The 23,235-nt window shown below is 74.1% G+C and carries 17 protein-coding genes; 8 read left to right on the top strand and 9 right to left on the bottom strand.

The genetic code is table 11. The annotated features are described in order from the left end of the window. Positions 1–173: 173 nt before the first annotated feature. A complete protein-coding gene (locus AB0L25_RS39960) occupies positions 174–1,724 on the top strand; it encodes an AMP-binding protein (RefSeq protein WP_500178751.1) in 1,551 nt (516 codons plus the stop codon). A gap of 11 nt (positions 1,725–1,735) precedes the next feature. On the opposite strand, the gene AB0L25_RS39955 is transcribed toward AB0L25_RS39960, so the two are convergent. Beyond that, on the bottom strand, positions 1,736–2,653 hold the full coding sequence (locus AB0L25_RS39955) for a carbohydrate kinase family protein (protein WP_500178750.1): 918 nt from the start codon (positions 2,651–2,653) through the stop codon (positions 1,736–1,738). Between the two features lie 74 nt (positions 2,654–2,727). Between AB0L25_RS39955 and AB0L25_RS39950 the strand changes: the two genes are divergently transcribed. Continuing rightward, positions 2,728–3,372: a class II aldolase/adducin family protein gene (locus tag AB0L25_RS39950; protein WP_500178755.1), complete on the top strand. Its 645-nt coding sequence runs from the start codon at positions 2,728–2,730 to the stop codon at positions 3,370–3,372. A 36-nt stretch (positions 3,373–3,408) separates the two neighbouring features. Then, positions 3,409–4,212, top strand: a complete 804-nt coding sequence (locus tag AB0L25_RS39945) for an enoyl-CoA hydratase (RefSeq protein ID WP_500178748.1) — start codon at positions 3,409–3,411, stop codon at positions 4,210–4,212. On the opposite strand, the gene AB0L25_RS39940 is transcribed toward AB0L25_RS39945, so the two are convergent. Continuing rightward, positions 4,169–4,420: a hypothetical protein gene (locus tag AB0L25_RS39940; RefSeq protein WP_500178746.1), complete on the bottom strand. Its 252-nt coding sequence runs from the start codon at positions 4,418–4,420 to the stop codon at positions 4,169–4,171. The genes AB0L25_RS39945 and AB0L25_RS39940 overlap by 44 nt on opposite strands. A 44-nt stretch (positions 4,421–4,464) precedes the next feature. Between AB0L25_RS39940 and AB0L25_RS39935 the strand changes: the two genes are divergently transcribed. Beyond that, on the top strand, positions 4,465–4,875 hold the full coding sequence (locus AB0L25_RS39935; RefSeq protein WP_500178753.1) for a TIGR03668 family PPOX class F420-dependent oxidoreductase: 411 nt from the start codon (positions 4,465–4,467) through the stop codon (positions 4,873–4,875). Here the strand turns inward: AB0L25_RS39935 and AB0L25_RS39930 are convergent. The 3 genes from AB0L25_RS39930 to AB0L25_RS39920 form a co-directional block, all read right to left on the bottom strand. After that, on the bottom strand, positions 4,872–5,168 hold the full coding sequence (locus AB0L25_RS39930) for a hypothetical protein (RefSeq protein ID WP_500178745.1): 297 nt from the start codon (positions 5,166–5,168) through the stop codon (positions 4,872–4,874). The two genes, AB0L25_RS39935 and AB0L25_RS39930, sit on opposite strands and share 4 nt — an antisense overlap. 8 nt (positions 5,169–5,176) lie before the next feature. After that, positions 5,177–6,181, bottom strand: a complete 1,005-nt coding sequence (locus tag AB0L25_RS39925) for an ADP-ribosylglycohydrolase family protein (protein ID WP_500178743.1) — start codon at positions 6,179–6,181, stop codon at positions 5,177–5,179. Positions 6,182–6,244: 63 nt separating this feature from the next. Further along, positions 6,245–7,072: an AraC family transcriptional regulator gene (locus tag AB0L25_RS39920; protein WP_500178741.1), complete on the bottom strand. Its 828-nt coding sequence runs from the start codon at positions 7,070–7,072 to the stop codon at positions 6,245–6,247. Between the two features lie 62 nt (positions 7,073–7,134). Here AB0L25_RS39920 and AB0L25_RS39915 point away from each other — a divergent pair, with 62 nt between their 5' ends. After that, positions 7,135–7,542 carry a DUF2000 family protein gene (locus AB0L25_RS39915; protein WP_500178739.1) on the top strand — a complete coding sequence of 136 codons (408 nt, stop codon included), beginning with the start codon at positions 7,135–7,137 and terminating at the stop codon, positions 7,540–7,542. On the opposite strand, the gene AB0L25_RS39910 is transcribed toward AB0L25_RS39915, so the two are convergent. Beyond that, on the bottom strand, positions 7,526–8,659 hold the full coding sequence (locus AB0L25_RS39910) for an acyl-CoA dehydrogenase family protein (RefSeq protein WP_500178737.1): 1,134 nt from the start codon (positions 8,657–8,659) through the stop codon (positions 7,526–7,528). The two genes, AB0L25_RS39915 and AB0L25_RS39910, sit on opposite strands and share 17 nt — an antisense overlap. 55 nt (positions 8,660–8,714) lie before the next feature. Then, entirely contained in the window at positions 8,715–8,957 is a 243-nt protein-coding gene (locus AB0L25_RS39905) for a hypothetical protein (RefSeq protein ID WP_026400356.1), read from the bottom strand. Positions 8,958–9,124: 167 nt separating this feature from the next. Between AB0L25_RS39905 and AB0L25_RS39900 the strand changes: the two genes are divergently transcribed. Continuing rightward, a complete protein-coding gene (locus AB0L25_RS39900) occupies positions 9,125–9,709 on the top strand; it encodes a Uma2 family endonuclease (protein WP_500178735.1) in 585 nt (194 codons plus the stop codon). 115 nt (positions 9,710–9,824) lie between these two features. Here AB0L25_RS39900 and sbnB read toward each other — a convergent pair whose 3' ends face one another. Beyond that, the gene (sbnB, locus tag AB0L25_RS39895; RefSeq protein ID WP_500178733.1) at positions 9,825–10,850 is read right to left on the bottom strand and encodes a 2,3-diaminopropionate biosynthesis protein SbnB; all 1,026 of its coding nucleotides are present in this window, start codon (positions 10,848–10,850) and stop codon (positions 9,825–9,827) included. A 26-nt stretch (positions 10,851–10,876) separates the two neighbouring features. Next, the gene (gene sbnA / locus AB0L25_RS39890; protein WP_500178731.1) at positions 10,877–11,827 is read right to left on the bottom strand and encodes a 2,3-diaminopropionate biosynthesis protein SbnA; all 951 of its coding nucleotides are present in this window, start codon (positions 11,825–11,827) and stop codon (positions 10,877–10,879) included. 282 nt (positions 11,828–12,109) lie between these two features. Here sbnA and AB0L25_RS39885 point away from each other — a divergent pair, with 282 nt between their 5' ends. Both AB0L25_RS39885 and AB0L25_RS39880 read left to right on the top strand, forming a co-directional pair. After that, on the top strand, positions 12,110–13,624 hold the full coding sequence (locus AB0L25_RS39885; protein WP_500178729.1) for an amino acid adenylation domain-containing protein: 1,515 nt from the start codon (positions 12,110–12,112) through the stop codon (positions 13,622–13,624). A 468-nt stretch (positions 13,625–14,092) separates the two neighbouring features. Further along, positions 14,093–23,235, top strand: a 9,143-nt coding sequence (locus AB0L25_RS39880; RefSeq protein WP_500178728.1) for an amino acid adenylation domain-containing protein, incomplete at its 3' end; no start/stop codon positions are given.

Genomic DNA, 23,235 nt, shown 5'->3' with positions numbered 1-23,235 from the left:
GCGGGAAGAACGCGAGGAGCGCGGCCAGGAACGCCTTGGGCGCCAGGCCGTACCCGAAGCCCGCGATGACCATCGGGGCGATGGCCACCTTGGGGCGGTTGGGGCCTGTTCTTATTGGCGGCGCGTTGACAGAATCACATTCTGGTTCCTGTCGCGTCCCCAGGAGGTGGCCGATGGCCGTTCTGCTCCGACCGTACGCCGAGACACGTCCCGACGAACCCGCCCTGACCGACGAACGAGGGTCCACCGGCTGGCGCGACCTGAACGAGCGGACCGACCGGCTCGCCGACGCCCTGCGGGGCCTCGGGCTGGGCGTGGGGGACGCGATCGCGATCCATTCGGGCAACCGGCGCGAGTACTTCGAGCTGATGTGCGCGGCGGGGCACATCGGCCTGCGGTACGTGCTGGTCAACTGGCACTGGACGGCCGACGAGCTGCGGTACGTGCTCACGGACTCGGGCGCGCGGGTCCTGTTCTCCGAGGACGCGTTCGGCGGCATCGCGCGGGAGGGATCGGACGGGCTCGAGCTGGACGCCCGGGTCGCGATCGGGGAGCCGATCGAAGGGTTCGTCCCGTACGAGGAGTTCGTGGCGTCCGGCAAGGCGGTGGAGCCGCCCGACCAGAGCATGGGCGCGCCGATGATCTACACGTCGGGCACCACGGGACGGCCGAAGGGCGTGTCGCGCAAGGTGCTGGGCGCGGGCGCGCCGATCGAGACGTCCAAGCTGGTCGCGGACGGGTTCGCGGAGATCCTGCGGATCCCGGAGGGCGGCCGGTCGCTGCTGGTCGGGCCGGTCTACCACTCGGCGCAGTGGCTGTGGTCGCAGGCGTTCCTGGTCGGCGGCCGCGCGGTGGTGATGCGCCGCGACTTCGACGCGGCCGAGACGCTGCGGCTGATCGACGAGCACCGGATCACGAACGTGCACCTGGTGCCGACCCAGTTCGTCCGGATGCTGCGGCTGGACCCGGACGTGCGCGCCGCGTTCGACGGCTCGAGCCTCGTGTCGGTGTGGCACGGCGCGGCGCCGTGCTCGCCGGAGATCAAGCGCCGGATGATCGAGTGGTTCGGCCCGGTCGTGCACGAGTACTACGGCTCCACGGAGTCGTCGGTGAACAGCGTGATCACGGCGGCGGAGTGGCTGGAGCGGCCGGGCAGCGTGGGGCGCCCGCTGCCGACGACCGAGGTGCACGTCCTGCGGGAGGACGGCGAGCCCGCGGCGCCCGGGGAGACCGGGAAGCTGTGGTTCCGGTACGTCGGCGGCGAGGACGTCGAGTACTGGGGCGACGAGGCGAAGACGCGCTCGATCCACCGCGACGACGGCCTGTTCACCACCGGGGACGTCGGCTACCTCGACGCGGACGGCTACCTCTTCCTCGCCGACCGGGCCATCGACATGATCATCAGCGGCGGGGTGAACATCTACCCGGCGGAGATCGAGGGCGTGCTGATCACCCATCCGGCGGTCCGGGACGTCGCGGTGTTCGGGATCCCCGACGAGGAGTTCGGCGAGCAGGTGAAGGCGGCCGTCGAGCTGACCGAGGGGGCCCGGCCGTCGGACGCCCTCACCGGGGAGCTGATCGCGCACGTCCGGGAGAAGCTGGCCGGGTACAAGGCGCCGCGCTCGATCGACTACGTCGACGCGATGCCGCGCACGCCGACCGGCAAGCTCTACAAGCGGCTGCTCCGCGACCCGTACTGGGAGGGCCGCGCCCAGAGGATCTAGCCGGGCCGGATTCAGTCCAGCAGTGCCAGGACCGCGTCCAGGTCGGTGAGGCCCGCGTCGGAGCCGAGCCCCTGGGCGACGGTCGCGGCGGCGGCCGTCCCCCACCGGGCGGCGTCCGCCACGGGCCGGGACCGGACGAGCGCGGTGACGAAGCCCGCGCAGTAGGCGTCGCCGCAGCCGGTGGTGTCGACGACGTCGACGGGCAGGGCGGGCAGGTGCGTCACGCCGTCGGCGGTCGCGAGCAGGCTGCCGTCGCCGCCGAGCGTGACGATCACGGAGGCGGGGCCTTCGGCGCGCAGCGCGAGCGCGGCCTTCTCCGGGTCGGTCTCGCCGGTCATGGCGGCGGCCTGCTCCTGGTTCGGCAGGACGTGGTCGACGTGCGGGAGGAACGCGGCGGCGCCCTTGAGCAGGTCGGGCAGGTTCGACAGCAGGTCCATCGTGACGATCGTGCCGTTCGCGCGGGCGGCCTCGAGCATAGCGAAGAACGCCGGGTCGTTCAGCCCGAACGTGACGTCGGGGCCGCCGAGGTGGACGGCGTCCGCGGCGACGAGCAGGCCCCGTTCGACGGCCGCGGGGGTGAGCGTCAGGTTCGCGCCCGGGACGTGGAAGCTGGGGCGGCCGCCGTCGCCGCGGATCGGCAGGACGGACGCGCTGGTCTGGTCGGCGGTGCGGCGCACGAGTCCGGTGACGTCCACGCCGTTCCGGTTCATGATCGCGACGAGCAGGTCGCCGAGGTCGTCGTCGCCGATCGCGCCGACCGACACGACCTCGTTGCCGAGCCTGGCCAGGGCCACCGCGGTCCCGGCGGCGGCGCCCGCGGCGGTCGCCCGGATCTCCTCGACGACGACCGTGTCCTGGCCCGCCGGGATGCCCTCGACCGGGCGCGCGAGCACGTCCAGGATGTGCGCACCGAGGGTGACGACGGTCATGATCGCGCTCCCTTAATGATCGTCCGGCCCGTAGCGTACGCCCTGACGACCGACGAAGGTGAGGGGTGTTCACGATGGTGCTGGAGGAGGAGCGGGCCGCGCTGTGCGCGGTGGGCCGCAGGCTGGCCGAGACGGGCCTGGTGACGGGCGCGTCCGGCAACGTCAGCGTGCGGTCGGGCGATCTGGTGGCGGTCACGCCCGGCGGGATGATGCTCGACCGGATGCGGCCGCGGGACTGTCCGGTGGTGGACGTCGCGGGCCGGCTCGTCGAGGGGGACCGGGCGCCGTCGTCGGAGACGCCGATGCACCTGGCGCTGTACGAGGCGACGCCCGCGGCGGCGATCGTCCACACCCACTCGACGTACGGCGCGGTGGTGGCCTCGACCATGACGGAGCTGCCGCCGATCCACTACAACACCCTCCTGCTCGGCGGCGTCGTCCGGGTCGCCGGGTACGCGACGTACGGGACGCCCGAGCTCGCGGAGAACGTCCGGGCCGCGATGGCGGGCGGGCGGCGGGCCGCGCTGATGGCCAACCACGGCGGCGTCGCGATCGGCGGCGACCTGGACGAGGCGTTCGAGAACGCGCGGCTGCTCGAGTGGCTGTGCGGCGTGTACGTGCGGGCGAAGGCGATCGGGGAGCCGCGGGTGCTGACCGAGGAGGAGCTGGCGAAGGTCGTCGAGCGGGGCCTGACGCCGCCGGAGTTCCCGCCCTTGTAACCTAACGCTTGCTAGGTACCCGTCGAAAGGGGCCCCATGGGACTCGTCCTCACCGGCAAGCCGCGCCCGCACGTCACGCAGATCACCCTCAACCGGCCCGAGCGGATGAACGCGATGGCGTTCGACGTCATGGTCCCCTTCCGTGAGGCCCTCGAGGCGGCGAGCCGCGACAACGACACCCGCGCCGTCGTCATCACCGGCGCGGGCCGCGGGTTCTGCTCCGGCGCCGACCTGGAGTCCCCGGGCCCCGTCCCCGGCACCGACGGCCTCACGCTGTCGACGATCGCGCTCCGCTCGATGGAGCTGCTCGACGACGTCGTCCGCACGATGCGCCGCGTCCACCAGCCGGTGATCGCCGCCGTCAACGGCCCCGCGATCGGCGGCGGCTTCTGCCTGAGCGTCGCCGCCGACGTCCGGCTCGCCGCCGAGACCGCCGTGTTCCGCGCGGCCGGCATCAACAACGGCCTCACCGCCGCCGAACTCGGCCTCGGCTACCTGCTGCCGCGCGCCATCGGCTCGTCCCGCGCGTTCGAGATCATGCTGTCCGGACGGGACGTCGACGCCGCCGAGGCCGAGCGGATCGGGCTCGTCTCCCGCGTCGTCCCCGGCGACGGCCTGCTCGACGCCTCCCTGGACCTCGCCGAGCGCATCGCGGGGTTCAGCCGTCCCGGCGTCGAGCTGACCAAGCGGATGCTGTGGGCGGGGCTGCACGCCGGCAGCCTCGACGCCCACATGGACGCCGAGGGCCTCGGGCAGCTGTTCGTCCGCCTCACCACCCAGAACTTCGAGGAGTCGATCAAGGCGCGGAAGGAGAACCGGCCGCCCGAGTTCCGGGACTGACGCACACCGGGCGGGTCCGCCGCTGGTACGACCACGCCGCCGCGCCCAGCGCCGCCCCGAACGGGCCGAACGCGAGGAGCCCGCACGCCGCGACCGTCCACGCCGACCACCCGGTGGCGAGCCCGCTGTCGGGCGGCTCCCCGAACCCCAGGAGGGGCGGCAGCAGGTACGCGGCACCGGCCACCAGCCTCGCCCGTCCGGCGGGCATGGCGGATCCGGGGCCGCGTGTGGCACGCTGCGCGTGTGCCGAAGATGCCGGTGGACGACGCCCTTCACCTGCTCGCGGGCGCGCCCGTCGCGCGCCTCGCCACGGTCGGGGAGGACGGCCGCCCCCACCTGGTCCCCGTGACGTTCGCCGTCCACCGCGGCGCCGTCCACATCGCGGTGGACCACAAGCCGAAGAGCACCCGGGACCTGCGGCGCCTCGCGAACATCCGGGCCAACCCGCGGGTGGCGCTGCTCGCCGACCACTACGACGACGACTGGACGCGCCTGTGGTGGGTCCGCGCGGACGGCCACGCCCACATCGTCGAGGAGCCCGGCCGCATCCGCGAACCCGTCCGGCTTCTCGCCGGCCGCTACCGCCAGTACCGGGAGAACCCGCCCGACGGGCCCGTCATCACGATCACCATCGACCGCCTCACCGGCTGGACGGCGTCCTAGGGCTGGCCCTGGAGGGTCAGGAACGGGGCGCCGTCGACGAAGATCCGGTAGGTCGACGGGCGGGACACGGAGAGGATCAGCGGGCGCTTCCGCACGATCAGCACCTCGTGCCGCTCCTGATGGCCGACCGTGAACCGGAAGCGGTGCGTCAGCCGGACACTGAACGCCAGCAGCTTCTTCTGTGCCAGCTGACCGTCCACGTGGATCCGCACCTGGCCCCACATGCGGTCACAGTAGAACTCGACCCGGTGCCGCTCTTGATGCCCGACGTCGAACCAGAACTGGTCGTACATGCCGTCCGTCAGTCCCAGGCCGCGCCGAGCTTCGCGAGCTCGTCCGCGTACTCGATCCGGCCCGCCCACTCCGCCGGCCAGGCGTCCATCCCCAGGTGCGCGCCCGCGAACGCGCCCGCCAGGCACGCGATCGAGTCCGAGTCGCCCGAGCTCGCGGCCCCGCGCCAGATCGCGCGCACCGGATCGTCCGGGAACAGCAGGAAGCACAGCAGGCCGGTCGCGAGGGCCTCCTCCGCCACCCAGCCGCCGCCCGTGAACGCGCACGGGTCGGTGGCGCGGTCGCCGCGCGCGACGGCGTCCAGGAGACGGTCGAGGACCTCCCGGCACTCGTCCCAGCCGCGCGAGATGAACGTCTCGGGGTCGGGCATCCCGGGCTGCTGCCACAGCGTCCCGAGCCACCCCTCGTGGTAGACGGCCCGCTGCTCGAGGCACCGGTCGCGGAGCGCGCCGGGCAGCTCCGCCGGGGCCATGCCGTCGGCCAGCCACCGGACGGCGAACGCCGTCAGCTCGCTCGCCGCCAGCCCCGTCGGATGCCCGTGCGTCATCGCCGCCTGCAGCTGGGCCGCCCCGGCGCGCGTCTCGTCCGTCAGGCCCGGCGCCAGCCCGACCGGCGCGACCCGCATGTTCGCGCCGCAGCCCTTGGACCCGGCCACCGTCGCCTCCACCCACGGCTTGCCGGACTCCAGATTCGCGCACGCCCGCAGGCACGTGTTGCCGGGCGCCCGGTTGTTCTCGGGGCTGCGCAGCCAGTCGACGAACCGGCGCCGCCACATCGGCGTCACGAGCCCGGGGGTGAACGGCGGGTTCGCCAGCGCGTCCAGCAGCCCGAGCCCCACCGCGATCGCCATCTGCGTGTCGTCGGTGACGAGCGCCGGATCGCCGTTGAGCCGCGTCGGCCCGTCAGGCCCGAACCGCCGCAGGATCTGGTTCATGGTGAGGAACTCGGTGGGCGCGCCGAGGGAGTCCCCGTACGCCAGCCCGAACATCGCCCCGCTCGCCCGTCGCCCGTTCATGCAGGGCATTGTTCGCCCATCCGGCGATCTTCCGCAACGCGGACCGCCATGCGACCGGCGCCGTCATGCCGGTCCCCACCTGCGCGAGCGGCCCCGCGCGTCCCGGAAGACGCCGGGCGTCACGCCGTAGGACCGCACGAACCAGCGCGTCAGGTGGCTCTGGTCGGCGAACCCGGTCCGCGCCGCGACGTCGCCGATGGCCTCCCCGCCCGCGAGGAGCCGCCGCGCCGCCCGCAGCCGCAGCTGCCGCTGGTAGTCGCTCGGCGCCATCCCGAACTCCCGCCGGAACGACCGGTACAGCGCGAACCGGCTGCACCCCGCCGCCTCCGCCAGCTCACCGGCGCCGACGTCGTCGAGGAACCGCTCGTCCAGCAGCCGCCGCGCCCGCGCCGCGACGCCCCCGGACGCGCCGCGCCGCAGCCGGTCGGTCGCCGCGCGCGCGACCAGCGCGCCCACGGACGCGGTCAGCAGCTCGTCCCGCCGCAGCGCCGGGGCGCCGCCGAGCAGCGCCGCGTGCAGCGCCCGCAGGTTGCCGGCCAGCACCGGATCGGCGACGACGGGCGCCGCGAACAGCGGCGCCCCCGCGGGCCGGCCGGCGATGTCCGCCAGGACGTCCGCCACCAGCTCCGGCCCGAGATGGACGATCCGGTACGTGAAGCCCAGCTCGTCCGCCGGGCGCCCGTCGTGCGGATCGTCCGGGTTGAACGCGATGACCATCCCCGCGGCGCTCGTGTGCGCGCCGCCCCGGCACCGGAACGCCTGGTAGCCGTCCTCGGTGACGCCGAACGAGTACGTCTCGTGGCTGTGCCGGTGGTAGACGTGCCGCTCGAAGTGAGCGTGCATCGCCTCCAGCCCGCCGTCGGGCGACCGCCAATACCGACTCCACTCCATGCGCCCATTCTGCGCACGAGCCTTCAAGACGTTCGCGCGGGCCGCCGGGCACGCTCGTCCGCATGCGTTTCGACACCAAGATCGGCATCGTCGTCCGCGACGACCTCGCCGCGTGGCAGCGGCTGAACGTGACCGCGTTCCTGGCCGGCGCGATCGCGACCGTCCCGGACGTGATCGGCGAACCCTACGAGGACGCGTCGGGCAACGCCTACCTCCCGACGTTCCGGCAGCCCGTCCTGGTCTACGAGGCGGACGCCGCCGCGATCGCCGGAGCCCACACGCGCGCCCTCGCCCGGGGCTTCGCCCTGGCCGTCTACATCGACGACATGTTCAAGACCGGGCACGACGCCGCGAACCGCGCGACCGTCCGGGCCCGCGACGCCGGCGACCTGCCCCTCGCCGGGCTCGCCGTCCACGGCCCGAAGAACGCCGTCGACAAGACGTTCAAGGGCCTCAGGCTGCACCCGTGATGCCCGCGAGGGCGCCGAGCCGCGCGCGGTGGTGGTCGGACGAGCCGAACAGCTGCCGCGACCCCTGCGCGCGCTTGAAGTACAGGTGCGCGTCGTGCTCCCAGGTGAACCCGATCCCGCCGTGCAGCTGGATCGCCTCGCCCGCCGTGTGGAAGTAGGCGTCCGAGCAGTACGCCTTCGCCAGCGCCGCCGCCGCGGGCAGCTCCGCCGGACGCTCGTCCGCGACGGCCGCCGCGTTCAGCACCGCCGACCGCGCCGACTCCACCAGCACGAACATGTCCGCGCACCGGTGCTTGATCGCCTGGAACGAGCCGATCGCCCGCCCGAACTGCTTGCGTACCTTCACGTACTCGACCGTCATGTCCAGCGTCCGCTGCGCGCCGCCGAGCTGCTCCGCCGCCAGCGCCACCGCCGCCGTGTCGAGGGCGCGCAGCACGGCGTCCGCCCCGCCCACCCGCCGCACGGGCGCGCCGTCGAACTCGATCCGCGCGAGCCTGCGCGTCTGGTCGACCGTCGGCATCGGCGTCCGTACCACCCCGGCGTCCCCCGCGACGGCGAACAGGCCCACGCCGTCCCCGTCCCGCGCCGCGACGATCAGCAGATCGGCGATGTGCCCGTCGAGCACGAAGCTCTTGACGCCGTCCAGCGCACCGTCCGCGACGGTCGCCGTCACGCCCTCGAGGTCCCACCGGCCGCCGTCCTCGGCGACCGCGAGCGTGGCGATCACGGACCCGTCCGCGATGCCCGGCAGCAGGTCGTGCCCGCCCTCGCCCGCCGCGAGCCCCGCCGCCGCGGTGATCGTCGCGAGGAACGGCGTGCACGCCAGCGCGCGCCCCATCTCCTCGAACACCACCGCCAGCTCCCGCATCCCGAACCCGGCGCCGCCGTGCTCCTCGGGGATCGCGAGCCCCTGCAGCCCCAGCTGCTCGGCCATCTGCGCCCACACCGCGGGATCGTGCCCCTCGGCGGTCTCCATCAGCCGCCGCACCTCCGCGCCGGACGATCGGTCGGCGAAGAACCGCCGCAGCGCGTCCCGCAGCTCCCGCTGCTCCTCGGTGACGACGAGCTCCATCCCGGCGGCCTCCCCAACGCGGCGCTTGATCGGTCGGTCGACCATGCTCGTCCACGCGGACCGGCCCCGGCCGCCCCGCTCCCGCTCACCGGGACGATCGTCAGGGCGCCCAGTCGTGCGGCCCGAGCACGTACCCCTTGTCCGTCGAGTGCACGTGGTTCACCGACACCAGATGCCCGAGCGCCGCCCACAGGTCCTCCTCGGGCCCGCCGACCAGCCGCCCGAGCGTCGCGAAGTCCGCCGCGCCGCCCTCCTTGTCGATCTCCGCGACCGTCTCGTAGACCCGCAGCTCGAAGTCGCTGAGCTCCTGCACGTCCCCGCGCCTCTCGAATCGCTCGTCCATAGGTAAAGCGTGCCCACTCCCGGCAGTTCTATTTGCCCGCCCCCATCCCCGTTGCACCGGACACGGCGAACGCGGACACGTACCCTGGAAGAGACACGACTTTCACGATCCGTATGCGAAGGGTGGCGCTCCGCTCATAGGCTCGCTCGCGAGGAAGGGAGCGGAGCATGACTGCGATGGTTCATGAGCCTCTGATGCGGGAGGACGACCTCCTGGCGGGATTTCTCGCCCTCGAGACCCCCGAGGGCTACCGAGCCGAACTGATCGACGGAGAGATCGTCGTGACCCCACCCCCCGGCGGTCCCCACGAGGAGTGGATCGCAGAGATCACCTGGCAGATCGCGCGGCACAGTGCGCCCAAGTTCCACTGCTCCGGGAACAAGGGGCTGATCATTCCCGGTGGCCCGGGACAGCGGGAGAACCGCGTGATCCCGGACGGCACGGTAGTGCGCGCCGACCTGGGGCTTCTGCGGCACGCGGGTCCATGGACGCCGGTCGAGCCGGACACCGTCTCCATGGTGATGGAGGTCACCTCGCGGCGCGGCGACCTGGATCGGCAGGCGAAACGGCACGGCTACGCACGGGCGGGCATCCCGCTGTACTTGCTCGTGGACAGGGACAAGAGAAGGGTGTCGCTGTTCAGCGAACCGGAGGACGGCGACTACAGGCACACCCATCGCGTGCCGTTCGGAGAGAAGCTGGCGCTTCCGAAGCCCTTCGACTTCGACCTCGACACCTCCGACTTCGCCTGACGCGCGGCCGTGGGACCGCCGCGCGGCCCTCCCCGCCGGTCTCCGCGATGGTCCGCTAAACCCCTGCCTGGCACCCGTCGCGGCGACCGCCGGAGCGTGGGGGCTCCGTGGCGGGTCAGCCGTGGCGGCTCAGGTCGTGGAAGAAGTCGGGGACGGTGTGGAGGGCGCCGGAGGCGGCGACCTCGTCGTAGACGTGGCGGGCGACGGCGAGGTCGAGGACGCCGAGGCCGAACGGGGAGAAGACGACCGGGCGGTCGGCGGGCGGGGCGATGCGGTCGGTGAGGACGTCGTAGAGGGTGCCGGCGACGAAGTCGCGGTTGCCGACGCGCTGTTCGGCCAGGTGCGGGGACGTGTTGGCCTTCATGCAGTGCTCGACGTCGTCGACGACGTTCCACGAGTCGAGGATGATCTCGGGGGAGAGGTCGCGCAGGGACACGTGCAGGACGAGCGGGTTGTGCGCGAACCAGGACGGGTCGTGCACGTGGGGTTCGCCCGCGACGGTCGCGAAGACGATCAGGTCGCTGGCGCGGATGAGGCTCTCGGCGGTGTCGTGGACGGTGACGTCGCCCTTCTCGGTGCGCTCGAGGTAGCCCTTGAAGCCCGCGGTGTGCTCGGCGGACAGGTCGTGCACGGCGAGTTCGTCGAAGGTGAAGCCGGTGCCCGCGAGGTAGGTGTGGATGTAGCGGGCGATGAGGCCGCCGCCGACGAAGCCGACGCGGCGGGGGCGGTCGCCGCGGCGGTCGGCGATGGAGGCGGCGGCGAGCGCGGCGGACGCGGCGGTGCGGGCCGCGCTGATGATGGAGCTCTCCAGGCACGCGAAGGGGTAGCCGGTCTCGGCGTCGTTGAGGACGAGGACGGCGGAGGCGCGGGGGAAGCCGCGGGCGACGTTGCCGGGGAAGCTGGAGATCCACTTGATGCCGTGCACGCCGACGTCGCCCTTGACGGAGGCGGGCAGCGCGATGATGCGGTCCGCCGGGCGGTCGGGGAAGCGCAGGAAGTAGGAGTCGGGGTTGATCGTCTGCCCCTCGCCGTGCAGCCGGTAGGCCGCCTCGACCATCGCGACGACCTGCTCCTCCCGGCCGGCGACCGCCTCGTGCACCTGGGCGCCCGAGATCACGGCGAATGCGGGGACCTGCGACATGGGAACTCCGTGTTCTTCTCTGATGATCAGACGCCGAGAATATCGGCGCTCGAATCGAGTTCGGGAATGAGCGCGGGGAAGTGCTCGCGGAGCCAGCCCTCGGCGTAGAGGGAGTCGAGGTACCGCTCGCCGAGGTCGGGGGCGATCGCCACGGCGACGGGGTCGGCGCCCGGGTACTTGGCGTCGAGCCAGCGGCACGCGCCGGACACGACGGTGCCGGTCGAGCCGCCGAACAGGAACCCGCGGGACGACAGCGCGTGGGCCGTCCGGATCGTGTCGGACTCGGGGACGTGCACGACGTCGTCGACGAGGGATTCGTCGACCAGGGCGGGACGGCTGCTGGTGCCGAGCCCGGGGACCATGCGGGGGCCGGGGACGCCGCCGAAGGTGACCGAGCCGACGGCGTCGACCGCCACGATCGTGACCGGGCGGTCGTGCTCGCGGAAGTACCGGGCGCAGCCCATCAGGGTCCCGGTGGTGCCGGCGCCGACGAACAGGACCTCCAGGTCGGGGAACTCCCGGTCGATCGCGGGCGCGGTGCCGCGGTAGTGCGCGAGCCAGTTGTTGCGGTTGGCGTACTGGTTCAGCCAGACGTACCCGTCGGTTTCGCACAGTTCGCGGACGTAGCGGATGCGGCTCTCCAGGAAGCCGCCGTTGGCGTCGGTCCGCGACACCACCCGGACCTCGGCGCCGAGCGCGCGCATGACCCGCATGGACGCGGGATTGCAGCGGGGGTCGGTGACGCAGACGAACTTGAGGCCGCGGTCGGCGGCGATGAGGCTGAGCGCGATGCCGAGGTTGCCCGAGGACGATTCCACGATCGTCGCGCCGGGGGCGAGCAGGCCGTCGCGTTCGGCGGCGTCCACCATCGCCGCGGCCGCCTTCAGTTTCACCGAACCGGCGAAATTGAAGCCCTCGCATTTGAGTAGCAGGGGCCGCCCGATCGCATTTCGTAGATCGACGTAAAGGTCGTCCACATTGAAATCCTGCGGCGAGGTGATTATCGGCACGCTGCCACCCTGAAATGAAGAAGCAATTCCCTCGTCGTCCCCCGTGCAACGCCGCGGGTGTAATTCCCCTGACCATGGCGGAGCCTCACCGTACCTTCGCCCATCTTGCCCCCGCAACCCCCTGCTTACCGGCGGGTAGGGCAGAATGCGCGGTGCTTCTCGGCGGGTCCGGACTTAGGCTATGGAGTCGCATTGTCGAGCACCGGCGTTCGATGACGGCGAAGCGGTACTAGATCACGGAGAGTGAACATGAGCGCTCGTGGACCGGCGGCCGACCGGCTGCTTCCCCCGGCCGGTCTGGCGTCCCTCGCGGTGCCCGAGGCGGAGCTCGGACGGGCGCGCGACCTGGCCGTCCGGCACGGGATGCTGCGCGAGCGGGACGTCGACCTCGGCGATCCCGTGATCACCCGGGTGGAGCGGTTCGCCGCCGAGCGGGACCGGCCCGCGGTCACCGACGCGGCGCGCGCGCTGAGCTACGCCGAGCTGGCCGCCGAGGCGCGCCGCCTGGCGGCGCTGCTGGACGGCGCGGGCGTGCGGCCCGGCGAGGTCGTCGGGGTCGGCGGCGGCCGGTGCGCCGCGGTGGTCGCGGCGTTCCTGGCGATCGAGCTGGTCGGGGCGCTGTACGTGCCGGCGGACGAGACGTGGCCGGCGACGCGCGTCCGCGACGTGCTCGACCAGGCGGGCGCGTCCGTCCTGCTCACCGTGGACGACGTCCCCGCGCCGGCGCTGCTGGAGGGCGCGGCGGACGCCGGGGTCCGGACGGTCCGCGCCGACGCGGCCCGCGACCTGGCGCCGCGGCCCGGCGCGCCCCTGCTGGACGCCCTCGACCGGCCCCGCTACGTGCTGTTCACGTCGGGTTCGACGGGACGCCCGAAGGGCGCGGTCGTCGAGCACCGGGGGATGCTCAACCACCTCTGGGCGAAGATCGTCGACCTGGAGCTGACGGACGCCGACGCGGTCGCGTTCACCGCCCCGCTCGGCTTCGACATCTCGATCTGGCAGATGCTGTGCCCGCTGCTGCTGGGCGGCCGGGTCGAGATCGTCGGCGACGACGTCGCGCACGACGCGCCCGCGTTCGCGCGGCTGGTGGACGAGCGCGCGGTCACGGTCGTCGAGCTGGTCCCGACGATGGTCCGGCACCTGCTGGACGACCTGCCGGAGCGGGCGGACGGGCCGCCGTTCCCGGGGCTGCGCTGGATGATCGCGACCGGCGAGGAGCTGCCCGCCGAGCTGTCGCGGCGCTGGCTGGCGGCCGTCCCGCACGCGCGGCTGCTGAACGCCTACGGGCCCACCGAATGCTCCGACGACGTCACCCACCACACGGTCACGGCCGGGGACCTTGAGCTGCTGCGGCTGCCGATCGGCACCCCGATCGTGAACGCGCGCCTGTACGTCCTGCGCGCGCTGGACGACGGGACGTGGGCGGCGTGCGACGTCGGCGAGACCGGCGAGCTGTTCGTCGGCGGCGTCGTCGTCGGGCGCGGCTACCTGGGCGACCCGGACCGGACGCGCGAGGCGTTCTACCGGGACCCGTTCGGCCCGTCGCCGACCGGGCGCCTCTACCGGACGGGCGACGCGGTGCGGCTGCTGCCGGCGGGCGCGGGCGGCGAGGACCGGCCGACCCTGCAGTACCTGGGCCGGGTCGACCGGCAGGTGAAGATTTCCGGGGTGCGGATGGAGCTGGGGGAGATCGAGGCGGTGCTGCAGCGGCACCCGTCGGTGGGCGCGGCGGCGGTGGTCGTGCACGAGTATCCGGCCAGGTAGCGGAGGGTGCGCGGGCGCGCAAGTTAACGGTCGGTAATCGCATTGACCGGATTCGGTTGCCAACCTTTGTCACCCGGCGAGCGTCCGCGGCATCCCGCGACCTCCCCCACCCGTGTCCTTTTGTCACTCCTGTGAGCAATATTCGAGGTCAAGTTCTACTTTCGAGGGGATTGCGAGGGCTGTGACCCGGCTGCTTGACTGTGGCACCGCTACTCCTGAGTAGAACGTGGGTCGCGGGAGGTCTCGCCGGGGGCGGAAAGCGGCGGCGCTCCGTATCAGCGGGACCACAGGGCGCAGTCCGGGATCGCGGCCGCCGCGCATCCGACGGGACTCGGGGAAAGGGGACGGGGACAGCCCGATCAGTTCTGTGGTCATTCTCATCGGTTTTCCGCCCATCGGACCCGGCGCCGCTGCGGCGCCGTTGCCGGGCACAAAGCAAACCCTCCCCGACCCGGAAAGTGCCGCTTGATGTCGTCCACCGAGTTCGTTCCTCTCTCCGCGGCTCAGCAGAGCGTCTGGTACGCGCAGCAACTGGCGCCGGGAACGCCGATCCATCTCGCGCAGTACATCGAGATCGAGGGCCGGCTCGACCACGGACTGTTCGACCGGGTCGCGCGAATCGCGGCGCACGAGGCGCTCGCGCTGAACGTCCGGCTGGTGGAACGGGACGGAATTGCGCACCAAATCCTGGACCCGGACGCGACGGCGACCATTCCGCTCGTGGACCTCAGCGCCGAGGCCGACCCGCGCGCCGCCGCGCGGGCCCGGATGCGCGCCCGGATGGCCGAGCCCCTCCCGCTGGACGCCGAGCACCTGTACGTCACCGAGCTGCTGCGGCTCTCGCCCGACCTGCACTGGTGGTTCCTGCGGGCGCACCACACGATCCAGGACGCCTACAGCGGCTCGATCGTGGCCCGCCGCGCCGCCGAGGTGTACACGACGCTCGCGAACGGCGGCGAGTACGTCCCCGCCGAGCAGGGCGACTACCGCCGCGTCCTCGCCGAGGAGGCGGCGTACCGGGGCTCGGAGAAGTTCGAACGCGACCGCGCGTACTGGACGGAGCGGTTCGCCGACCGCCCCGTCGCGGTGAGCCTGGCGGACGGCATGGCGGAGCCCACCGCCGACTACCTGACCCGCATCACGGTGATCCCGCCGGACGAGACCGCCGGCCTGGCCGCCGGGGCGCGCCGGCTCCGCACCGCCACCCAGGGCCTCGCGATCGCCGCGACCGCCGCGTACGTCGCCCGGATGACCGGCACCGAGGACGTCGTCCTCGGCCTGGCCGTCAGCGGACGCACCACCCAGGTCGCCCTCGAGACCCCGGCGATGCTCGCGTCGATCCTGCCGCTGCGCGTCACCGTCGCCCCGGACATGACGGTGGAGGGGCTCGTCCGCGCCGCGACCCGCGCCGCCGCCCGCGCGCTGCGCCACCAGCGGTACCGCCGCGAGGACCTGCTGCGCGACCTGCGCCTGCTCGGCGAGCGGCGCCGCCTGTACGGGCCCGTCATCAACATCATGGCGTTCGACTACCGCATCGACTTCGCGGGCCTGCCCGCGCGGATGCACGCCATCACGACCGGCCCCATCGACGACCTGTCGATCAACATCTACGACAACTTCGACGGCACCGGGATGCGCATCGACTTCGACGCGCACCCCGACCTGTACACCGGATCCGAGGTCGCCGCGCACCAGGACCGCTACGTCCGGTTCCTGCGCGCCCTCGGCGACGTGGACCCGGCGACGCCCCTGCGCGACGTCGCGCTCCTCGACGACGCCGAGCGCGCGCTCGTCCTGCGCGAGTGGAACGACACGTCCGCCCCGGTCGCCCCGGCGGTCGTCCCCGGCCTGGTGGAGGCGCAGGCCGCCCGGACGCCCGCCGCGACGGCCGTCACGTGCGACGGCGACGCGCTCACGTACGCGGAGCTGAACTCCCGCGCGAACCGTCTGGCCCGCCACCTGATCGAGCGCGGCGTCGGCCCCGAGGACTTCGTGGCCCTCGCCCTTCCGCGCGACGCCGACCTCATCGTCGCGGCGCTGGGCGTGCTGAAGGCGGGCGCGGCCTACCAGCCGATCGACCTCGCCTATCCGGCCGACCGCGTCGCCTACATGCTGGCCGACGCCGCCCCGGCCGCCGTCATCACCACCTCCGCCGCGGCCCTGCCGGGCGTGCCCGCCGCCGGTCCCGCCGGCCGTGCCGGGCGCGGCATCGCGCGGATCGAGATCGACGCCCTCGACCTGGCCGACGGCGACGGCGGCCCGGCCGGGGACGTCACCGACGCCGAGCGCGTCCGGCCGCTGCAACCCGGGCACGCCGCGTACGTCATCTACACCTCCGGTTCGACCGGACGGCCCAAGGGCGTCGTCGTCTCGCACGCGAACGTCGTCGACCTGTGCGCGTGGGCGGGCCGGGAGTTCGGCCCCGACCGGCTCGCCCGGGTGCTGTTCTCCACCTCGATGAACTTCGACGTGTCGGTGTTCGAGTGGCTGGCGCCGCTCACGGCCGGGGGGAGCATCGACGTCGTCCGCGACCTCCTCGCCGTCGCGGAGCGGGGCGGCTGGTCGGGGACGCTCGTCAGCGGCGTCCCGTCTGCGGTGTCGGCGCTGCTCGGCACCGGACGGCTCGACCTGCGGGCGGGCGACGTCGTGCTGGCGGGCGAGGCGCTCCCCGCGCAGCTCGTCCGGGACCTGCGGGCGCTGCTGCCGGACGCCCGCGTCTCGAACATCTACGGGCCCACCGAGGCGACCGTCTACGCGGCGGCGTGGCACGACGACGGCAACACCGCGGGGCACGCGCCGATCGGCGGGCCGGTCGCCAACACCCGGGCGTACGTCCTGGACGCGGCGCTCGGCCCGGTGCCGCCCGGCGCCCCCGGCGAGCTGTACCTGGCGGGGGAGGGGCTGGCGCGCGGCTACCTGCACCGCCCGGACCTGACCGCCGACCGGTTCGTCGCGTGCCCGTTCGGCGCGCCCGGCGAGCGGATGTACCGGACGGGCGACCTCGTCCGGTGGAACGACGCGGGCGAGATCGAGTACCTCGGGCGCCTCGACCACCAGGTGAAGGTGCGGGGCTTCCGCATCGAGCTCGGCGAGATCGAGACGGCGCTCGCCGCCCATCCGGCCGTGTCGCAGAGCGTCGTCGTGGCGCGCGAGGACGGCGCGGGCGACACCGTCCTCGTCGGCTACGTGGTGGGCGACGCCCCCGACCCGGCGGAGCTGCGCGCGTTCGCCGGGACGACGCTCCCCGAGTACATGGTCCCCGCGGCGGTCGTCGTCCTGGACGCGATGCCGCTGAACCCGAACGGCAAGCTCGACCGCGCCGCCCTGCCCGCGCCCGACCTCGCGGGGGCCGCCGCCGGACGGGCGCCGCGCGACGCCCGCGAGGAGGCGCTCTGCGCGGTGTTCGCCGAGGTGCTCGGCGTGGAGCGGGTCGGGATCGACGACGGGTTCTTCGACCTCGGCGGCGACTCCCTCAAGGCGACGCGGGTCGCGTCGCGGGCCCGCGCCGTCCTGGGCGCCGACGTGAAGGTCCGCGCGGTGTTCGAGGCGCCGACCGTGGCGGCGCTCGCGGCCCGGCTGGCGGAGGAGGAGGGCGGGGGCGACGCGCGGCCGCCGCTCGTCCCCGCCGAGCGCCCCGACCCGCTGCCCGTCTCGTACGCGCAGCGCAGGCTGTGGTTCATCCACGACCTGGAGGGGCCGTCCGCGACCTACCACATCCCGATCCCGCTGCGGCTGCGCGGCGACCTCGACCTGGCCGCCGTCCGCGCCGCGACCCGCGACATGCTCGGCCGGCACGAGGCGCTGCGCACCGTGTTCGAGGAGGTCGGCGGGGAGCCGTGCCAGCGGATCCTGCCCGTCGAAGAGGCCGCGGCGGACCCGGTCGTCGCCGACTGCGGCCCGGACGGGCTGGACGCCGCGGTGTTCGCCGCCGCGACCCGCGGGTTCGACCTCGCCGCCGAGCCGCCGGTGCGGGTGCACGTGTTCCGCGTCGCGCCCCGCGACCACCTGCTGCTGCTCGTCCTGCACCACATCGCGGGCGACGGCTGGTCGATGGAGCCGCTGGCCCGCGACCTCATCACCGCGTACGCCGCCCGCGCCGCGGGCCGCGCCCCGGACTGGGCGCCGCTGCCCGTCCAGTACGCCGACTACGCCGTGTGGCAGCGCGCGGTGCTCGGCGACGAGGACGACCCGGCGAGCCCGATCTCCCGCCAGCTCGCCCACTGGCGGGCCGCGCTGGACGGGCTCCCCGAGGAGCTGGGGCTCCCGGCGGACCGCCCGCGCCCGGCCCGCGCGTCCGGGCGGGGCGCGCAGCACGCGTTCGCGCTGCCGCCCGAGCTGCACGCGTCGCTCGCCGCGCTCGCCCGCGAGCACGGCGCGAGCCTGTTCATGGTGCTGCAGGCGGCGCTCGCCGGGCTGTTCACCCGGCTCGGCGCCGGGACGGACGTGCCGATCGGCTCGCCGGTCGCGGGCCGTTCCGACGAGGCGCTGAACGACCTCGTCGGCGTGTTCGTCAACACGCTCGTCCTGCGCACCGACACGTCCGGCGACCCGACGTTCGCCGAGCTGCTCGCCCGCGTCCGGGAGACCGACCTCGCGGCGTTCGCGCATCAGGACGTCCCGTTCGAGCGGCTCGTCGAGGTGCTGAACCCGGCCCGGTCGATGGCGCGGCACCCGCTGTTCCAGGTCATGATCTCGATGCAGAACGACCCGTCGGCGCGGGTGGAGCTGCCCGGCCTGACGGTCGAGCTGGAACCGGTCGACCCGGGCGTGTCCCGGTTCGACCTGGCGCTGCTGGTGGACGAGCGGCACGACGCGTCCGGCGCGCCCGCCGGGATCGACTGCCGCCTGGAGTACGCCCTCGACCTGTTCGAGCCGGACACGGCGCGGGCAATGGCCGCGCGCCTCGAACGCCTCCTCGCGCAGGTCGCGGCGGCCCCCGGCCGCCCGCTGTCGTCCATCGACCTGCTCGACGACGCCGAGCGGGCGCTGCTGCTGGACGAGTGGAACGACACCGCCGTGCACGTCGAGCCGTGCGTCGTTCCCGACCTGGTGGAGGCGCAGGCCGCCCGGACGCCCGCCGCGACGGCCGTCGTCGCGGGCGCGGCCCGCCTCACGTACGCGGAGCTGAACGCCCGCGCGAACCGCCTGGCCCGGCATCTGATCGGGCTGGGCGTCGGCCCGGAGGACTTCGTGGCGCTGGCGCTCCCGCGCGACGCCGACCTCGTCGTCTCCGCGCTGGCCGTCCTGAAGGCGGGCGCCGCCTACCAGCCGATCGACCTCGCCTACCCGCCCGACCGCATCGCGTACATGCTGGCCGACGCGAACCCGGCCGCCGTCATCACCACGACCACGGCACATCTCCCGGACGCCGCCGTCGCGGCCGACGCGGGGGCGGGCGCCGTCGCGGACGGGCGCGCCGGTCGCGGTCGCGGGATCGCGCGGATCGAGATCGACGCGCTGGACCTGGCGGACAGCGACGTTCCGGCGGCGGACGTGACCGACGCCGAGCGCGTCCGGCCGCTGCGTCCCGGGCACGCCGCGTACGTCATCTACACGTCCGGTTCGACCGGGCGGCCCAAGGGCGTCGTCGTCTCGCACGCGAACGTCGTCGACTTCTGCGCCGAGTCGTGGGACTCCTACGGCTGCGAGCGCATGGCGCGGGTGCTGTTCTCGACGTCGCTGAACTTCGACGTGTCGGTGTTCGAATGGCTCGTCCCGCTGACCTGCGGCGGCGAGATCGAGGTCGTCCGCGACCTGCTGGAGGTCGCCGAGCGGGGCGGCTGGTCGGGGTCGCTGATCAGCGGCGTCCCGTCGGCGGTCGCGGCGCTGCTGGCGCGCGGCGGGCTGCGGCTGGAGGCGGGCGACATCGCGCTCGGCGGCGAGGCGCTGCCGCCGCAGCTCGTCCGGGACCTGCGCGCGCTGCTGCCGGACGCCCGGATCTCCAACATCTACGGCCCCACCGAAGCGACGATCTTCGTCACGGGCTGGTACGACGACGGCAACGCGCGCGGCAACGCGCCGATCGGCCGCCCGATGGCGAACACCCGCGCGTACGTGCTGGACGAGCGGCTGCGGCCCGTGCCCGTCGGGACGCCCGGCGAGCTGTACGTCGCGGGCGACGGCCTCGCCCGCGGCTACCTGCACCGCCCCGGCCTGACCGCCGACCGGTTCGTCGCGTGCCCGTTCGGCGACCGTCCCGGCGAGCGGATGTACCGGACGGGCGACCTCGTCCGCTGGAACCGGGACGGGCACATCGAGTACCTCGGGCGCCTCGACCACCAGGTGAAGGTGCGGGGCTTCCGCATCGAGCTGGGCGAGATCGAGACGGCGCTCGCCGCGCACCCGGCCGTGTCGCAGAGCGTCGTCGTCGCCCGCCGCGACGCCGCGGGCGACACCGTCCTCGCCGGATACGTCGTCGGCGACGACCCCGACCCGGCCGGGCTGCGCGCGTTCGCCGGGCGGACGCTGCCGGAGTACATGGTCCCGGCCGCGATCGTCGTGCTCGACACGATGCCGCTGAACCCGAACGGCAAGCTCGACCGCGCCGCCCTCCCCGAACCGGACTTCTCCGGCGCCGCGACCGCGCGCGGCCCCCGCGACGCCCGCGAGGAGATCCTCTGCGGGATCTTCGCGGACGTCCTCGGGCTGCCCCGCGTCGGCATCGACGACGGGTTCTTCGACCTCGGCGGCGACTCCCTCAAGGCCACCCGCGTCGTCGCCCGCGCCCGCGCCGCGCTGAACGCCGAACTGCCCGTCCGGGCCCTGTTCGAGACCCCGACGGTCGCGGGCCTCGCCGCGCACGCCGCGTCCGCCGCCGCGGCCGGCCCGGCCCGCCCGCCGCTGCGCGCCGCCGCCGCACGCCCCGACCCGCTGCCGGTGTCGCCCGCGCAGGAACGGCTCTGGTTCCTCAACCGGCTCGAGGGCCGCACCGCCACCTACAACATGCCGATCCCGCTGCGGCTCACCGGCGCGATCGACGTCGACGCGATGCGGGCCGCGCTGCGCGACGTCGTCGCCCGGCACGAGCCGCTCCGCACCCTGTTCGGCGACGCGGACGGCGAACCGCACCAGGTCGTCCTCCCGCCGGACGCGGTCGAGGTGCCGTTCACCGTCGCGGACGCCGACCCCGCCGACCCGCGCGGCGCCCTGTTCATGGACGCGGCGCGCGGGTTCGACCTCGCCGCCGAACCGCCCCTGCGCGCCCACCTGTACCGGCTCGGCGCCACCGGCGGGCGCGACGACGACGAGCACCTGCTGATGCTCGTGCTGCACCACATCGCCGGGGACGGCTGGTCCATGGCGCCGCTCGCCCGCGACGTGATCACCGCGTACCTGGCGCGCCGCGACGGCCGCGCCCCCGAGTGGGCGCCGCTGCCCGTCCAGTACGCCGACTACGCGCTCTGGCAGCGGGAGCTGTTCGGTTCCGAGGACGACCCGGACAGCCTCGTCTCCCGCCAGATCGCGTACTGGACGGACGCGCTCGCGGGGCTGCCCGACCAGATCCGGCTGCCGCACGACCGGCCCCGCCCCGAGCGCGCGTCCTACCGCGGCGGGCAGGTCCCCTTCGAGCTGCCCGCCGACCTCGCCGCGGGCCTGCGCGCCCTCGCCCGCGACCACCAGGTCAGCGTGTTCATGGTGCTGCAGGCCGCGCTCGCCGCGCTGCTCACCCGGCTGGGCGCCGGGACGGACGTGCCGATCGGCTCGCCCGTCGCGGGCCGCACCGACGAGGCCCTCGACGACCTCGTCGGCGTGTTCGTCAACACGCTCGTGTTCCGCACCGACACCTCCGGCGACCCGGCGTTCGCCGAGCTGCTCGCCCGCGTCCGGGAGACCGACCTCGCCGCACACGCGCACCAGGACGTCCCGTTCGAGCGGCTCGTCGAGGTGCTGAACCCGGCCCGGTCGCTGGCCCGGCACCCGCTGTTCCAGGTCATGCTGACCCTGCAGAACAACCCGGAGGCGTCCGTCGAGCTGCCCGGCCTCACCGTCGCCGTCGAGCCGGTGGACGCCGGGGTCGCCAAGTTCGACCTGGAGTTCCTGCTGGAGGACGCGCGGGACGGCTCCGGCGCCCTCGCCGGGACGATCGAGTACGCCCTCGACCTGTTCGACCGCGAGACCGTCGAGCGGCTCGCCGGCTGGTACCGCGGCGTCCTCGAGACGGCCGTGGCGTCCGGCGGCGCCGTCACCGTCACCGGCCTCGACCTGCCGGGCGCGCCCGTCCCCGAACCGGTCGCGGAGGCGACGGAGAAGCGGCTCGTCGCCTACGTCGTCGCGGCCCCCGGCGAGCACCCCGACCCCGAGGAGCTCCGCGCGCACCTGCGCGCGCACCTGCCGGAGTCGATGGTGCCCGCCGCCGTCGTCGTCCTCGACGAGATGCCGCTCACCCCGAACGGCAAGGTCGACGTGAAGGCGCTGCCGCGGCCCGAACTCGCCGCGGCCGAGCCCGCCGCCGCGTACCGGGCGCCGTCCGGGCCGCGCGAGGTGGCCGTCGCCGCCGTCTTCGCGGACCTGCTCGGTGTGGACCGCGCCAGGATCGGCGCCGACGACGACTTCTTCGCCCTCGGCGGCAACTCGCTGATCGCGATGCGGGTCGTCAGCCGCGTCCGCCGCGCGTTCGACGCCGAGATCCCCGTCCGGGCCCTGTTCGAGGCGCCGACCGTCGCCGGGCTCGCCGCCCTCCTCGACGCCGGCGCCGAGCCCGAGCAGGTCCGCCCGCCGCTGGAGCGGCGCGAGCGGCCGGACGCCCTCCCGCTCTCGTACGCGCAGCAGCGGCTGTGGTTCCTCGGCCGGTTCGAGGGCCCGTCGGCGACCTACAACATGCCGACCGCCCTGCGCATCCGCGGCCCGCTGGACGTCGCCGCGGTCGACGCCGCCGTCGGCGACCTCGTCGCCCGGCACGAGACGCTCCGCACGATCCTGCCCGACCACGGCGGCGTCCCCCGCCAGGTCGTCCTCGACCCGGCCGCCGCCCGCCCCGAGCTGGAGATCACCGACACCACCGAGGCCGAACTCCCGATGCGGCTCGCGACGGCCGCCGGGTACGCGTTCGACATCTCCGCCGAACCGCCGCTGCGCACCCACCTGTTCCGGATCGCCCCGGACGAGCACGTCGCGCTGCTGCTCATGCACCACCTCGGCGGCGACGGCTGGTCGATGGCACCGCTCGCCCGCGACTTCGTCACCGCCTACGCGTCCCGGGCGGAGGGGCGGGCGCCCGAGTGGGCGCCGCTGCCGGTGCAGTACGCCGACTACACGCTCTGGCAGCGGGAGCTGTTCGGTTCCGAGGACGACCCCGAGAGTCTCATCTCGCGGCAGATCGCCTACTGGCGCGACGCCCTCGCCGGGCTGCCGGACGAGCTGCCGCTCCCGACCGACCGGCCGCGCCCCGCCGAGGCGTCCCACCGGGGCGCGACCGCACGCTTCCGGCTCGGCGCCGACGCCCTCGACGGGCTCCGCCGCCTCGCGCAGGACACCGGCGCGAGCCCGTTCATGGTCGCCCAGGCCGCGTTCGCCGCGCTCCTCACCCGGCTGGGCGCCGGGACGGACGTGCCGATCGGCTCGCCGATCGCGGGCCGCACCGACGAGGCCCTCGACGACCTCGTCGGCATGTT

Source organism: Spirillospora sp. NPDC052242, from assembly GCF_040679555.1.
Lineage (GTDB): Bacteria > Actinomycetota > Actinomycetes > Streptosporangiales > Streptosporangiaceae > Spirillospora.
The sequence above is the reverse complement of the archived record's forward strand: the minus strand, read 5'-3'. Positions and strand labels throughout refer to the sequence as shown.